This is a genomic window from Chloroflexus sp. (assembly GCF_034431535.1).
Taxonomy (GTDB): domain Bacteria; phylum Chloroflexota; class Chloroflexia; order Chloroflexales; family Chloroflexaceae; genus Chloroflexus.
On sequence record NZ_DAOUDC010000004.1, the window covers coordinates 1 to 15,553 of the forward strand.

The 15,553-nt window shown below is 59.6% G+C and carries 13 protein-coding genes; 12 read left to right on the forward strand and 1 reads right to left on the reverse strand.

Annotated elements, in window-relative coordinates; genetic code table 11:
• Window positions 1-713: 713 nt before the first annotated feature.
• Window positions 714-1,967, reverse strand: a complete 1,254-nt coding sequence (locus U9R61_RS00855) for a hypothetical protein (RefSeq protein WP_322486935.1) — start codon at window positions 1,965-1,967, stop codon at window positions 714-716.
• A 128-nt stretch (window positions 1,968-2,095) separates the two neighbouring features.
• On the opposite strand from U9R61_RS00855, the gene U9R61_RS00860 reads away from it, so the two are divergent.
• From U9R61_RS00860 to U9R61_RS00915, 12 genes are all read left to right on the forward strand, one after another.
• Window positions 2,096-3,283: a class I SAM-dependent methyltransferase gene (locus tag U9R61_RS00860; RefSeq protein WP_322486936.1), complete on the forward strand. Its 1,188-nt coding sequence runs from the start codon at window positions 2,096-2,098 to the stop codon at window positions 3,281-3,283.
• Window positions 3,284-3,783: 500 nt separating this feature from the next.
• Window positions 3,784-5,001 carry an MFS transporter gene (locus U9R61_RS00865; RefSeq protein ID WP_322486947.1) on the forward strand — a complete coding sequence of 406 codons (1,218 nt, stop codon included), beginning with the start codon at window positions 3,784-3,786 and terminating at the stop codon, window positions 4,999-5,001.
• Between the two features lie 98 nt (window positions 5,002-5,099).
• Complete coding sequence (locus U9R61_RS00870; RefSeq protein WP_322486937.1) at window positions 5,100-6,023, forward strand: branched-chain amino acid transaminase; 924 nt, start codon at window positions 5,100-5,102, stop codon at window positions 6,021-6,023.
• A 127-nt stretch (window positions 6,024-6,150) separates the two neighbouring features.
• Window positions 6,151-6,687, forward strand: a complete 537-nt coding sequence (locus U9R61_RS00875; protein ID WP_322486938.1) for a histidine kinase N-terminal 7TM domain-containing protein — start codon at window positions 6,151-6,153, stop codon at window positions 6,685-6,687.
• An 83-nt stretch (window positions 6,688-6,770) separates the two neighbouring features.
• Window positions 6,771-7,274: a histidine kinase N-terminal 7TM domain-containing protein gene (locus U9R61_RS00880; RefSeq protein ID WP_322486939.1), complete on the forward strand. Its 504-nt coding sequence runs from the start codon at window positions 6,771-6,773 to the stop codon at window positions 7,272-7,274.
• Window positions 7,275-7,355: 81 nt separating this feature from the next.
• On the forward strand, window positions 7,356-7,895 hold the full coding sequence (locus U9R61_RS00885; RefSeq protein WP_322486940.1) for a GGDEF domain-containing protein: 540 nt from the start codon (window positions 7,356-7,358) through the stop codon (window positions 7,893-7,895).
• Between the two features lie 202 nt (window positions 7,896-8,097).
• Window positions 8,098-8,493, forward strand: coding sequence for an isoamylase early set domain-containing protein (locus U9R61_RS00890; RefSeq protein WP_322486941.1), 396 nt, complete (start codon window positions 8,098-8,100; stop codon window positions 8,491-8,493).
• A gap of 118 nt (window positions 8,494-8,611) precedes the next feature.
• A complete protein-coding gene (guaA, locus tag U9R61_RS00895) occupies window positions 8,612-10,153 on the forward strand; it encodes a glutamine-hydrolyzing GMP synthase (RefSeq protein ID WP_322486942.1) in 1,542 nt (513 codons plus the stop codon).
• A gap of 33 nt (window positions 10,154-10,186) precedes the next feature.
• On the forward strand, window positions 10,187-10,879 hold the full coding sequence (gene cmk, locus U9R61_RS00900; RefSeq protein WP_322486943.1) for a (d)CMP kinase: 693 nt from the start codon (window positions 10,187-10,189) through the stop codon (window positions 10,877-10,879).
• A gap of 39 nt (window positions 10,880-10,918) precedes the next feature.
• On the forward strand, window positions 10,919-12,607 hold the full coding sequence (locus tag U9R61_RS00905; protein WP_322486944.1) for a PH domain-containing protein: 1,689 nt from the start codon (window positions 10,919-10,921) through the stop codon (window positions 12,605-12,607).
• Window positions 12,604-14,481, forward strand: a complete 1,878-nt coding sequence (locus U9R61_RS00910; protein ID WP_322486945.1) for a hypothetical protein — start codon at window positions 12,604-12,606, stop codon at window positions 14,479-14,481. The genes U9R61_RS00905 and U9R61_RS00910 overlap by 4 nt, the downstream gene beginning before the upstream one ends.
• A gap of 16 nt (window positions 14,482-14,497) precedes the next feature.
• Window positions 14,498-15,445 carry an ABC transporter ATP-binding protein gene (locus U9R61_RS00915; RefSeq protein WP_322486946.1) on the forward strand — a complete coding sequence of 316 codons (948 nt, stop codon included), beginning with the start codon at window positions 14,498-14,500 and terminating at the stop codon, window positions 15,443-15,445.
• The last annotated feature ends 108 nt before the right edge of the window (window positions 15,446-15,553 follow it).

The window sequence follows — 15,553 nt, forward strand, 5'->3', positions numbered from 1 at the left end:
ATTCTGCGTTTAAACTCACCTTCCACTCGTACCCCGCCCTCGCGCGCGGGATCACCCGTCCGCACCGATGACCACCGAGCACCGGTTCTCGTAGCAGGAGGTGATCCGATGAAATCTACCCCCGAAAGCCCCGACCCCTCCCCCGCTGAGGAAGGAGAGGCCCTCACCCCCAGCCCCTCTCCCACTGACGCGGGAGAGGGGAGGCCTATTCAGTCCGTGCAGGCATCCTTCCCGCCGAAGCAGGAGATTGCTTCGGGCGCGCGGGCAGTGCGCCGCGCTGCCCCTACGCGCCCGAAGCAATGACAACAGGAAAGCTGCCTATCACCCCCAACCCCTCTCCCACTGGCGCGGGAGAGGGGCGCTGCTGTATCTCGCTCTACGACACCGTTCCCGCAAACCGCGCAACTTCCCCGCGTGAGGGGGCAGAGGAAGAGCTACTCAAAGTCGCAAACGCTACAAAGATTGTTTCGCGCCTCTTGTGTCTTTTTGTGGCTATTCCTCACCTTTAGCGGGGTTGAGGGACGGGGGGGGGAGAGCACCCGCCAAGGGTTCGCTGGAACGAAACCAAGCGCGCTTGCGCCCCCCCCATCCGCCGCGGCCTCTGCGCCCTCGGTGGTCAAAACGACGTTACCACCACCCCCTGCCCCTGCTGGCGGGTAATGTTGCGGTTTGTTTGCCATCATGGAGACGGACAGCCGTCCGTTTCTGCTGGGTCAATAATTTTCCTTCAACCACTGCCGCCAGCCGGCATCAAATTCGGCGTAGGTGATACCAAACGCCTTCTGCAACGCCCTATCGTAAAACTCGATCCCGGTACCCGGCGTATCGCGCACCGCCGCGGCAAAACGCCAGAAACCATCAAGCCCGCCCTGCGTCTCAACGATATAGGCAACCAACGAGTAGGCAAACCCGTAGGCAAGGCTCCGATCGACTTCGAGCGTCGTCATGTGATCCATATCTTGCGGGCGCACGCCGCCGTTCGGATCAACCAGCGGAATGATCCGGCCCATACGCACCGCCGCGCTCACCGCGTTGCGGCGCGGATTGTTCGAGACATACTCAGCCAATCCTTCACTCATCCAGTCGGTAATCCGGTACTCTTGGGCAAAGGCGCGGGTATAGGACCAGTGGGTCAACTCATGCACAATCGTGCCGTACAAATCCTCCTCCCAACCAGCCTGCGGATCGTAGAAGCCAAAGGCATACGAGAAGGGGGCAAAAATATCAACCCGGTCGTTACGCGGGCGCGAACCGGCTGAATACCACGCCAGCGAGTTGGGATTGACCGGCGGCGTGATCCCGAAGATCGGGCGCAAGTAGACGTTGAACTTGTTTTCGGGCGTGCGGCCAAGGGTATCGATCACCTGCTGGCGCGCCCGCAACACCATATCCTCGATCACCTCATTCACCTCCGCCGACCATTCGTAGGTATTGAGGGTGAAATACTCGTTGTCAATCTTGATCTTCGCGCCGAGCTGCTCTTCGGTCGGCTCGCTCATCACCCAGCGCCCATCCTCCATCTGGCGAAAGAGAATGTCGCGCCGGTAGCCGCCATCATCGATCGCCGCCTGCCAGAAGCCGTGTTCGCGTTGCTTGACTTCGATCACGCGCATGCGGCTAAACCGCGAACCGCTGAACGACGACTGTTGAAACGTGTTGAAGCGCTCTTCGACCAAGCGCCGGAAAGGGGCGTTGGTCTGGTCAACGACTGATCGGAGCAGTTCGACGTTGTTGGTATTGTACGCTTCGATATAGCTATCGAGCGCCTGTTGGATACCAGCCGCCACAGCTTCTGGCGTCAATGCACCGATAACCGGCGTCGGCTCGCTCGGCGCTGGGGCCGGGGTATTGGTGGCCGGCGTCGCCGGAGGCGGCGGGGCGACGGTAGCGGTTGGCGATTGGCTGGTTGGAGTGGTACAAGCCGCCAACACAAACGCAACAAGGATGAGCCAGCTAATCCTGCGCATCACAAAACCTCCCCAGAGAGCATTTGATCTCGCTTGTTTATTGTACCGCGCTTACCGTAGGTTTGGGATATACTACGCAGCGCAACACGAGAAGTTGCGGGAAAGCAATGCATAAACGCCATCACGCTATGGATCTCGACCTCATCAACTGGCTGTGTTCAGCCGAAGGGGCTGCGCTGCTGGCCGAATTAGCCGGACGCGACCTGCGCGAGCGTGATGTTTTGGCTGAATTGAGCCGGTTGCGCCGCCATCTGCCCGCCGAGCGGGCGCGGGCAGCAGTTGAGCAGGCGCTGTTGCGACGCAAGGCAGCGGCGAAGTTTCCCCACGCCGATCGTATGCTCTTTACCCGCGAGGCGCTTGAACAGGCATCAGCAGCGCCGGTGGCGGTCCACCGTGCCACCCGCTTGGCGCGCACTGGGTTGGTGGCTGATCTCGGCTGCGGCATCGGCGGCGACACGATTGCGCTGGCCGCTGCCGGTGCGCAGGTGATGGCCGTTGATCACGACCCGGTGCGGCTGGCGCTGGCGCAGGCGAATGTTGCGGCGCTGGGGTTAAGCGAACGGGTGACGTTCCTTGAACGCGATCTGCTGCGTGAACCGCCGCCACCAGCGCCGGCGTTGTTTTGCGATCCGGCCCGGCGCGCCGGTGACCGGCGCGTGTTCAATCCCGAGTCGTTCCAGCCGCCGCTCAGTCACGTGCTGGGTTGGCGGCAACAGACCGCGGCACTGGCGGTGAAACTGGCGCCGGGGACTGAACTGGCCCACCTGCCGGTTGATGCCGAGGTTGAGTTTGTTTCGCTGGATGGTGAACTGAAAGAAGCGGTACTTTGGTGTGGGCCGTTGGCGACGGCCAACCGGCGAGCGACGGTGTTGCGCAGCGATGGCGCAACGGCGACGATGGCGGACGCTACTGCACTGCAGCCGCCGTTGAGTGAGCCGCTAGCCTTCTGCTACGAACCCGACCCGGCGGTGATTCGGGCCGGCTTGGTGGCCGCCTTGGCTGCCGAACTCGGCGCGGCCCAACTAGCGCCCGATATTGCCTACCTCACCGCACCGGTCTATCGCCTGACGCCATTCGCCCGCGCATGGCCGGTGGTGGCGTGGATTCCGTTCCAACTCAAACGGCTGCGCGCGTTGCTGCGCGACCTCGATGCCGGGCCGGTGACGGTCAAGAAGCGCGGTTCGCCGCTCGACACCGATGCGCTAGCGCGCCAACTGAGCGGAAAAGGGCGCCGGGCGTTGGTGGTGGTGTTGACGCAGATGCCAAGCGGGCCGATCGCAGTGGTGTGTGTGGAGGGAATAGGGAGTGGGGCGTAGGGAGGATGGTCATTTTACCGCAGAGAGCGCCGAGGACGCAGAGGGAGGCGAGGTAGCAAAAACCCACTCCCCGCCTGTCATTGCGAGCCGCGCAACGCGCGGCGAAGCAATCCCCTGCGCGCACGGGTGCAACCCGCTCAGTGTTCGTTCGCGCCGATGCAGGAGATTGCTTCGGGGGCTACGCCTCCTCGTAATGACATAAGTGTGCGTCACCTCCGCGCTGAAGGGATTACCCCACCTCTTCCACCTGCTGCGCTGGAGAGGCGAGGCGACAAAAAACCTTTGCGCCCTCTGCGATCTGTGCGCCTTTGCGTTAGAAGCTTTCGCGTCTTTGCGTTACTCACCTCTGCTCCCGCGCCCGATGAGGCAGTATCACTGCCGCACTCCATACTCAACCGAACGCAAGCATCGCCACGATCCAACTAACGATTGATCGCAAACCGCAACCGGCTATGGTACTGTATACCGAGATTCGTTGACGGATCAGAAAGTTGGACGCCATGATCCTCTCGCGCGCCGCCCGTTACCGGGGCTTGATTCTCTTGATCGTCATCAACTTCATGATGTATGCCGGCTTCTTCATGGTCATCCCGCTGGTGTCGGTGCATTACGTGCAAACGCTCGGCTTTGCCGCGGTAACGGTCGGGATGGCGCTGGCGTTACGCCAATTGGTGCAGCAAGGGGTCAGCGTCGGCGGCGGGGTGCTGTCGGATCGGTTTGGCGGGCGCGGCTTGATCACTGCCGGTGTCTTAGTGCGCGCCGCCGGCTTTGCCAGCCTTGCATTTGCTACCACGCCTCCGCTGCTGTTTTTCGCCATGCTGCTCTCGGCGTTGGGCGGCGCGTTGTTTGAAGCGCCGAGCCGGGCCGGAATCGCCGCCCTCACCACCGAGGATGAACGGGCGCGGGCCTTTTCGATCAACGGCGTTGGCGGCGGGTTGGGGATGGTGATTGGCCCCTTTGTGGGATCACTGCTGCTCGATTTCGGCTTCAGCACTGTGGCGCTGGCTGCGGCAGCCTGTTTCGCCCTGATCGGCGCGATGAGTTTGCTCTTGCCCCCGATCGAAACGGGCATCGACCGCAGCCGCCTCGGCTTCGGCTTGGGGCTGGCGTTGCGCGACCGACCCTTCCTCATTTTCACAGCCCTGCTGATGGGTTTCTGGTTTATGTGGGTGCAACTGACCATCAGCTTGCCGCTGGCTGGCGAGCGGCTGGCCAACGCCGCCGATGCGGTACGCTGGATCTACGGCGTCAACGCCGGCATAACGGTGGCGTTGCAACTGCCGGTGATTGGGTTGATGGAACGGTGGCTGCGCCCGCTCAGCATTCTCATCCTTGGCATTGCCCTGATGGCGTTGGGGTTGGGCATAGTAGCACTAGCCGACTCATTCCCGTTCTTGATCGGCTGCGTCGTTGTCTTCACGGTCGGTACGCTGCTTGCTACCCCCGCACAGCAGAGCGTTACGGCGGCGCTGGCCGACCCGCGTGCGCTCGGTTCATACTTTGGCGTCAACGCGCTGGCCTTAGCCGTTGGCGGCGGGTTGGGCAACCTCAGCGGCGGCCTGCTGCTAGACCTCGCCAACGCCCTCCAAGCCCCGGCCCTACCGTGGATCGCCTTCGCCTACATCGGACTGACCAGCGCCATTGGCCTGATGATCCTCGGCAATTACCTGCAACAACGCCGCGCCACTGCCCATCTGGTTGGGGCGCAACAGCGGTAACAGTGGATACCCATCCCGCCGCACGGCCTGCCGTGCATCAGCACAGAATCTTTTACAATAGGCAACACACCATGCTGTCCTAGAAAGGAAACGCTACCGTGCCTAACAACCGTTTCGCCTTTTTCAACGGAGAGATTGTGCCCATCGAGCAAGCGCAGGTCAGCGTGATGACCAATGCACTCAATTACGGTACTGGCTGCTTTGAAGGCATTCGTGGCTATTGGAACCCTGATCTCCAGCAGCTCTACGTCTTCTGTCTGCGCGAACATATGGAGCGGCTGCACCGCTCGGCGCGCATTTTGTTGATGAAATTGCCGTACAGTGTTGATGAACTGTGCCAGATTACCATTGATCTGCTGCGGCGCGAAGAGTTCCGCGAAGATGTCTACATCCGGCCCTTGCTCTACAAGAGCGATCCGGCGATTGCGGTGCAGATGCACAATCTGACTGACAGCTTCACGATGTTCGCGGTCGGCTTCGGCCAATATCTGGCCGGCTCGGCAATCAAAGCATGCATCTCGTCGTGGCGGCGGATCGATGACAACATTATTCCTTCGCGGGCCAAAGCTTGCGGCTCGTACCTCAATTCGGCGCTGGCTAAAAGCGAGGCGCTGCTCAATGGCTACGACGAAGCGATCGTGCTGAGCAACGACGGCCACGTGGCCGAGGCATCGGCAGCCAACTTGTTCATCGTCCGCAATGGCGTGCTGATTACGCCGCCGACCAGCGGCGACATCCTCGAAGGCATCACCCGGCAGGTGGTGATGGAACTGGCCCGGAACCAGTTAGGCATTCCAGTGCGGGAAGCACCAATCGACCGCACCGAACTCTACGTCGCCGATGAAGCCTTCTTCTGCGGCACCGGAGCCGAGATCAAGCCAATTATCGAGATCGACCGCCGCCCGATCGGCGCCGGCGCGATCGGCCCCATTGGCACAATGCTGGTCAATTTGTACGCCGACGTGGTGCGCGGGCGGATCGGCGCGTACCGCCACTGGTGTACGCCAGTGTATCCAGCGTGAGCGCCATCGTATGGTGTGCGGCAGTCAAACTACCGCATCCACCCTTCCGCCGGTGTATCTAGCCTAAGCGTTACCGTTATCACAGCGACATCGCATAGAGTGCGGCAGTATCACTGCCGCACTCCACATGTACAGGTCCTCCATCCCGCGTGCATCAGTTCATCCCCCACATCCATCCAAGCTGCGGTATGATAGAGGCCACGTATCCGACAAGTCACGTTGCCTCAGCGCTCCCAATAATGACGTATCCCCAACTATCGGCGTAAAGGAGCCAGCCCGTGCCGGAGCGTTTCGCCCTAACCCACCGGTGTTCTGGTATGGCTCAGCGCTGTTTGTGATCGGGTTGATGTGCCTGATCTTGGCTTTACAGATTTTCCTGTTCCTACGCCAATCGCCGGGAGCGATCGCGCTGGGATTGCTCCTTGTGGCGCTGAGTTGGTGGGACATCACCTATGCATTGTATTGGATTGACGCGCCGGCGCCCAATGACCAATTCTGGGTTGATGTGACCTACCTTCTTGGCGTCGTCAGCGCACCAACCCTCGTCCTCATCTTTGCGATGCAGATCAGCGACCTGTTCGAAACCTCGCGGCTGCTGCGCTGGCCCTTCTTTCTCGTTATGGCGATTGAGTCAACCGTTACCTTGCTGGCATTCATGGACTGACCCGTGGCACAACCTCTTTTTTGCCGGGTTGCGCGCCAATTATCAAGGCGTGATTTTACGCGGCGGCATATTGTTCTGGAGCAATGTCATCTATATCGTACCTCCTCTTATTGCTCAGTCTGATCATTCTGGTCACCGGTTATGCGCGGGCCAACGGCGTCTTCCGCAAACAGATTCTGATTGTCTTGCTGAGCTTTGCCATCGCGTGGGCCAACAGCATCATCTTCGTCGCCAGTCTCAATCCGCTGCCGGGAGCCGATAGCACGCCCTTCGCCTTCTCAATCGCGAGTATCCTCTTTGCGTATGCGCTCTTCCGCTACCGCCTGTTTGATGTTGTACCGATAGCGCGCAGTTTGTTGATCGAGCAGATGAAAGATGGCGTATTAGTGCTCGATGCCAACAACCGGATCGTTGACATCAACCCAGCGGGGAAGCTATGGTTGCCGCACGCCGAGATCGGCGACTCGCTCAACCAACTGCACGATCAATTACCGGCCTCATTGCAACAGCTTTCGCTCGATCACGACCAGCGACTCGAAATCGCGCTCGAGCGAACAGGGTGCGTGCTCGACCTGAACGTGACCTAGATTTACGATCGCCGCCAGCGCCTAATCGGACGTTTAATCGTATGGCGCGAGATCACCGACTTCAAGCGTCTACAAGTCCAATTGCAGTATTTAGCCAATTACGACACCCTGACAGGGGTGTACAACCGGCGCGAATTTGTGCGGCTGGCTACTATCGAACTCGCACGTGCGCATTGCTATGAGCACGATCTGGCGCTGGTTTTGATCGATATTGATCATTTTAAAGCGATCAACGACCGGTTCGGCCATCACACCGGCGACAAAGCGTTAGTGTGCTTTGCAGCGGTTTGGACGGCGGAAAAGCGTGCTCAAGACATCTTTGCCCGCTGGGGCGGCGAAGAGTTCATTTGGCTGTTGCCAGCAACTAACCAGCAACAGGCCCGGCAACTGGTCGAGCGCATCCGGAACAAGACGCTTATCACTCCGATTGCTGTTCCCAACGAACATCTAGCCATCAAGTTTAGCGCCGGCATCAGCGCGTATACCCCCGGCGAGACGCTCGAACAACTGGTGCAACGCGCCGATTTGGCGCTCTATCAGGCTAAACAAAACGGGTGCAACCAGACTGTCATCGCTGAACTGCCATCTACTGGGATGTTGCGCATCAGCGTTGTGTGCTGATATGGTGCAACCAGACTGTCATCGCTGAACTGCCATCTACCGCAAATCACTGAGCGAGCCAGCATTCCTTCGCTTAGCCGGCAAGCGATGGTTGGCATTCGACGAGTATTCTTCCCCTCGACTCACCGCAACAGCCATGCTATAATGGCAATCAAACTGTGACAATGTTGTCAGACCAACGGCCCGACAAAGGAGTTTGGCCATGATCACGAAACGTCTCGGCCCTGTCGGCAAAGTGCGCGTTACTTTTTCATTGCCCTCAGCATTGTGGGCCGACACCATCTACCTCGTCGGCGATTTTAATGGTTGGGATCGCCGCGCTACCCCGTTGCGTGCCACTGAACACGGCTGGATGATCACGCTCGACCTCGAAGCTGGCCGCACCTACCAGTACCGCTATTTGATTAATGACAACGAATGGCATAACGACTGGAACGCGGACGGGTATGCGCCAAACCCATACGGCGGCGACAATTCGGTTGTCGATACGACCATTTTTGCCGAGCTTGCTCAAGAAGGGGCACGCGCCGTCGGCGAACCAATTGCAACCCCTGCCCCGGCGCTCCATACGCGCCTGCGCCTCGTCTCAACCGGCTAAGAAAAAAGTTTGTTATAATGCCGATAGCGACGCGAGAGGGGCGCAGCGACCTGCGCCCTTTCGTATATTGATATAGATCGATCATCACCAATCACGCGCTACCAGCATAAGGCATACCATGACCACACATAGCATACCCGTGCTTGATTTTGGTTCGCAGACGGCGCAATTAATCGTGCGCCGGCTGCGTGAATTGGGCTATTACAGCGAATTGTTGCCGCACGATGCGCCTAAAGCGCAGGTGCGCGCCCTTAACCCAGTTGGGATCGTGTTGAGCGGCGGGCCGGCCAGCGTCTACGAACCGGGTGCGCCGACCTTGCCGGCGTGGCTGGCTGAAAGCAAGCTGCCAGTCTTTGGTATCTGCTACGGCATGCAGTTGATCAGCCATACCCTCGGCGGGGTCGTCAATCGGCCAGCCGGGCGCGAGTACGGCCCGGCGATGATTACCGTCACCCAACCGCACCCGCTCTTCGCCGATACTCCCACCGAGCAGCCGGTCTGGATGAGCCACGGCGACCGGATCGAGCAGTTGCCCGCCGGGTTTAGCCCGATCGCCGCGAACCCGGCAACGCCGTTTGCCGCGATCGCTGACGATCAACGACGATGGTATGGCGTCCAATTCCATCCTGAAGTGGTGCATACGGTGTATGGGCGGACGTTGCTGACCAACTTTGCCAAACTGTGCGGTGCCCAACCCGAATGGCAGCCGGGCAGTTTCGTGGCCGAAGCGGTCGAGCGGGTACGCGAACAGGTCGGCCCGCACGGGCGCGTGATCTGCGCCCTCTCTGGCGGGGTCGATTCGGCGGTGGCGGCCCTGATCATCCATCGCGCCATCGGCGACCGGTTGACCTGCGTGTTCGTTGATAACGGTCTTTTGCGCGCCGGTGAAGCCGGGCAGGTGATTAGCACCTTCCGCGAACATTTCCACGTGCCGCTGATCGCGGTCGATGCCCGCGAAGAGTTTCTGGCTGCGCTGGAGGGGGTCGTCGATCCCGAACAGAAGCGCAAGATCATCGGCGAGAAGTTTATCCGCATCTTCGAGCGCGAAGCGCGCGCGCTGGAAGGGGTCGAGTTTCTCGCCCAAGGCACCCTCTACCCCGACGTGATCGAGTCAACCGCGCCTGATCGGCCCAAGGCGGCCAAGATCAAGACCCACCACAATGTCGGTGGGTTGCCAGCCGATATGCAGTTGAAACTGGTCGAACCGCTGCGCTACCTGTTTAAGGACGAAGTGCGCGCCGCCGGCTTACAGCTCGGCCTGCCCGAAGAGTGGGTCTGGCGGCACCCCTTCCCCGGCCCCGGCTTGGCGGTGCGGATTATCGGCGCAGTGACGTGGGAACGGTTGGAGACCTTGCGCCAAGCCGACAAGATTTTCCTTGATGAGATGCGCGCGAGCGGCTATTATCGCGCCACCCAGCAAGCGTTCGCCGTGCTGCTGCCGGTGCAGAGCGTCGGTGTCATGGGGGATGGCCGCACTTACGGGGTGACGATTGCACTGCGGGCCATCACGACCGAAGACTATATGACGGCGGATTGGGCGCGCTTGCCATACGAACTGCTGGCCCATGTCAGCAGCCGGATCGTCAATGAGGTCGAAGGCGTGAATCGGGTCGTGTACGATATTTCTTCCAAACCGCCGGCAACGATCGAGTGGGAGTAGCCGCAATCACTGCAAACATGCTACAATGAAGCCATGCGTGTACCACAAACCATCGCAATCGACGGTCCCTCAGCCGCAGGCAAGAGCACGCTCGGCGCATTGTTGGCTAATGCGCTCGGCTATCTGTATTTCGATACCGGCGTGATGTATCGCGCATTGGCGTTGGCCGCCCTGCGCGCCGGCATCGACCCTGATGACGAAACGGCGCTGACGGAATTGGCGCACCGGCTGGTCATTGATGTGATCCCGCCCACCGTCGCTGACGGGAGACAATACACGGTGCTGATTGATGGCGAGGACGTAACGTGGGCGATTCGGACACCGGAAGTCGAACGGATCGTCTCGCACACGGCCCGCTTCCCAGCGGTGCGGCGCGAGATGGTGCGCCAACAACAGATCATTGGCCACCGTGGGCGGGTGGTGATGGTCGGGCGCGACATCGGCACGGTGGTTATGCCTGACGCTGACCTCAAGATTTACTTACAGGCGTCGCTGGCCGAACGGGCCCGCCGGCGCTTGGCCGATCTGCGCCGCCGCAATATCGAGCTGCCGCTCGATCAGATTGCCGCAGCCTTGGCCGAACGTGACGCGCTCGATGCGCACGTGTCGCAACCGGCTGCCGATGCGATTGTGTTGGTGAACGACGGGTTATCGCCCGATGAAGAGGTGGCATGGGTGCTGCGCCAGTTTGTGCATGGCGAACAGGCGCTGGAGAGCGGGCATTAAGCACTCGCCCCGCTGCGGGTTGCAGAAGGGGATAACGCCGTGAAGCTCGGCAAGCTCATCGACCAGCTTTTGTATGAAGATGCCGATGCCGCCCTCGATCTGGCGGAAAATGAGCAGATTCTCTACGTGACGGGCCGGCATTGGGTGATTCTCCTGTCACGTCTGATTATCCCGTTGTTGGGAATTAGCTTGTTTGGCGGCATTGCGATCTACCGCGCGATCGGCGGCGGCTTTCTCGTCACCGAAACCGGCGAGCCAACCGGCTTCGACCTCTTCAACATCATTCTGGTCTTGATCGAAGCGGTGTTGATGCTCTTCTGGGTAGCGTTGTGGGTGCGCGGCGGCAAAGATCCCAATCCGGGTCGGGTGCTGCTGGCAGCTAATCTGGCCGTGCTCGCCTTGATCTATTTCCGCTACAACGGTGGCCGCATCTTCTTTATCGATCCCGGTCGCTTTTTCGGTCAAGCCTTCGACCCGCTCAACCTGCTGCTGATCGGGTTAGCGACGATCAGCCTCTTCTCGATCTTCTTCGTCGTCTACGATTGGCTCAACGACGAGCTGATCCTCACCAACCGCCGCGTGGTGTATGATAACGATCAGGTCTTCATCCCCAAATTGCTCGAACAGCGCGTCCAACAACAGATTTTTATTGATGAAATCCAAGACGTGCAGGCGGCGACCAAGACTTACCCGCAACACTGGCTCAAATACGGCACGATCGAAGTAAAATCGGCCCGGATCGGCGGCAACATCGTGTTTCACGGCGCGCGCAACCCGAAAGAGATGCAGCGCCGGATTATGACGCAGGTGAATGAAAACCGGCGTAAACGGAGCGAAACCGATTTAGAGAAGATGATCGAGACGCGGGTGTATAACGAACCGCCGCCCAAGGTGAAGCGCCCGCTGCCGGAAACGCGGCCAATCTTGGAATGGTTGAGCTGGCTCTTGCCGCCGAACCCGGAAGTGCAAGCGGAAAAAGAGACAATTATCTGGCGCCAGCATTGGCTGTTTTTGTTGCAAGGCGTCTTTCCGCCCTTGGTGATGCTCTTCGTGGGCTGGATCCTGATCGTGTTGCTGGGGAGTTGGGGGTTGTTGCCACCGGTGTGGCTGACGGTGCTGAGTATTGCTCTCGTACTCGCATTTCTAGCATGGTCAGCGTGGGAAGTGGAGGATTATCGTAACGATGTGTACATTCTCACCCCCACCAACATCATTGACGTAGAGAAGAAACCGATTGGCCCGGAAGATCGGCGCGCCGCCAGTCTCGGCGCGATTACCAATGTCTCGTTCGAGACAACGTTTATCAGCAACTTGCTCGGCTACGGCAACGTCGTGGTTGAAACAGCAGGCAGCGGCGGTAAATTTACCTTTACGCACGTGCCCAACCCACGCGACGTCGTCACCAAGATTAATGATTACTACGTGATGTTCAAGCGTGCCGAAAAAGAGCGCTCGCTAAATGATATGCTCGAACTGTTGCGTCACTATCATCTGGCCCAACAACGGCACAACGAAATTCTCCCTGCGCAGCCCAATGGCGCTACGCATATTGAACCAGCACCAGATGCTACAACTAAATTGCTCTTACCACAGGGCAATGAGACAGCACCCGCTTCTGCCGGCCAATCGGCCGCAACAGTCGAACTGCTCCCACTGCAAGGGAATGGGACGCCACCAAGCCACGACAATCAGCAACCGCGCGCTACCGAGGAGCAGAAGTCTGCATGATCCGATATCTTCGTTTGATCCTGCTGTTGGCGCTGTTGGTAGCGCCGTTCCCCGTTGCTGCCCAACCGCCGTCACCAATTACAGTGACGGTCAAAGCTGGCTTGGATGGCGAAGGGGCGTTTCGCTCAAATTATTGGTTTCCAGTACTCGTCACATTCGCCAATGATGGGCCTGATCGCCGGGTGATGCTCGAATGGCGCGATCTGAACAATGCCGTCCTGAGCCAACGGTATGCGCTTGACTTGCCCGGCGGCGCGCGCAAGCAGGTCACCTTCCCAGTAGTACAGTCGGGCCGATCAGCACAGCTCGTCGCCACTGCTGATGGACAGGAGATCTTCCGACAACGGATCAACCTCAACCAACTGAATAACGATCAGTTTGCTATCGGCCTCCTTAGCGCGGATCCATCGGTGCTGAGCAGCTTGGCGACCGCCGATTTCGCCGCTGGGATGCGAGCGGTGATGTTGCCGCTCGATCCGGCGGCGCTGGCCGATCAGCCCCTCTTGCTGAGCGCGTTCGACGCAATTGCGGTGCGCGAATTGACGAGCGACTTGCGTCCAGCCCAACGCGAATCACTACTCCTCTGGGTGCAACAAGGAGGCACGTTGTTGATCGGCGGCGGCGCCATTGGCGAGACGGCGATCCGTGCGTTTGCTGATGTCTTGCCGGTCACCGTGGGGCCGCTGCGCCGCGCTGCGCCGGTCAGCGAATTGGAACGGCTAGCGAACCTGAGCGGGCTCAGCAATTTTGTGCCGTCGCTGACCGCTCAGACGGTGACGCTCCGGCCCAATGCGCAGGCGCTGACCAACGATGGCTTGATCAGCCAAACAACATTCGGCGCCGGCAAGATCATCTTCGCCGCGTTTGATCTCGCTGCACTACGGGCTTGGCCGGGAGAGAGCGATGTGTGGGCAAGGGTGCTCAACCTGCAACCACAGCTCGATCTCGACATCGGCGCTAATTTCCGCTTCGGCTTTAATGACCTGCTGCAAAGCAGCTTAAACACCAGCCTCTTCCCGCTTCCATCCACGATAGCATTACTGGTCTTGATCGGCGTGTATATCATCGTGATCGGGCCAGCCAACTTCCTCGCCCTGCGCCGGTTGCGCCGGTTAGAATGGGCATGGGTGACAACACCGCTCCTTATTGTCATCTTTCTGGCTGGATCATACGGGATGAGTTTTGCGCTGCGCGGCACGCAAACCCAAGTGCTGCAATTGGCGATCGTGCAAAGTGTCGCTAGCGGCGGCGAAGCGACCGTCACGACCTTTACCGGCATCTTTGCGCCGCAACGGCAAAGCTATACCCTGAGCTTTGCCGATTCAGCTCTCGTCGCGCCATTGCAGATGGACGAACGACTCGTGATCGAACATAGTGATGCCGGCCTCGCTATGCCCGACCTCTTGCTCGATGCGGCGGCCTTCCGCACCTTGATCGTCGAACAGATCACGACCAGCTCCGCGCAAATCCGCCATCAAATCGCGCTGAATGGCCAGCGCTGGCGCGGAACCCTCACCAACGCCGGTTCCATTCCTTTACGCGATGCAATGGTGGTATACAAGAATGATATGCAGTGGATCGGATCCCTAGCACCCGGCGCCGAAGTCGAGATCGATCTGAGTACTGACAGCGATAACTTTCTGCGTGATTTCATGCCCATTGAGGAAGGCAGTCTGTTTAGCCATACCTTTGTGCTGGAAAACTTGTTTTGGTACGTGTCGAATCGCTTCGACCCGTTCATGAACGGCCCGACGCTACCCGGTGATGACATCTACGTGATCGGGTGGAGCGATCAGGCGGCGCCGGTGGTGCAGATCAATGGAACACCGGCGGCCGCCCGTGGCGAAACGTTGTATATCATTGCGCTGCGTTAGCGCATTGGAATCACTTATGACCGCTATCGTCGAAACGAAAAACCTGACCCGTTACTACGGCGAGCATCTGGCCCTCAACCATTTGAACTTGCAGATTCCGGCGGGAGCAGTGTACGGGTTTATTGGCCCGAATGGCGCCGGCAAGACGACCACTATGCGGATTTTGACGACACTGCTGCGCCCATCAGGCGGTGAAGCATGGGTGGCGGGGTTGTCGGTTACGCATCAACGCGCCGACGTGCGGCGCGCAGTGGGGTTTATGCCCGACTCGTTCGGCTTCTACAACAACATGACCGCTGCCGAGTACCTTGACTTCTTTGCCGCCGCTTACCATGTGCCGCCGGCCCGCCGGCCCGCCCTCATCAACGATCTGCTGGCGCTGGTTGATCTCGGCCACAAGCGGGATAGCGATGTGATGTCGCTGTCGCGCGGCATGAAACAGCGGCTTAGTCTGGCCCGCACGCTCATCCACGACCCGCAATTGCTGATTTTGGATGAACCGGCCAGCGGGCTCGACCCGCGCGCGCGGGTGGAATTGCGCGAACTGTTGCGCGAGTTGCGCCAGTTGGGCAAGACGATTATGATTAGCTCACACATCCTCACCGAGCTGGCCGAGATGTGTACCCATATCGGCATTATCGAGCGCGGCACGTTGCTAGCATCGGGTGATGTCGAGACGATTATGCGTTCGTTGCGCCCGCACCGCACCTTTGTGGCGCATGTGATCAGCGATGCGAAGGCGGCGGCTGAGGTAGCCACTGCTGCCGAACACGTGCTGGCAGTGCGGGTGCTCAACGACGATGGTCCGGCGCGGATTGAGGTGGACATTGACGGCGATGATCATGCGGTCAGCGCCCTGCTGGCCCGACTGGTGAGCCATCAGGTCGAGATTGTCCATTTTGCCGCCCAAACCAGCAATCTGGAAGAGATCTTCCTCAAAGTGACCGAGGGAGTGGTGGGGTGAGAGCGATCACCTCGCCGCAAAGGGTGCAAAGCGCACAACGGGTAAAACGCCAAGACGCAGAGGAATGGGGAAGCATGTCTCCATCCTTCGCATCCTTGCCACTCTCGG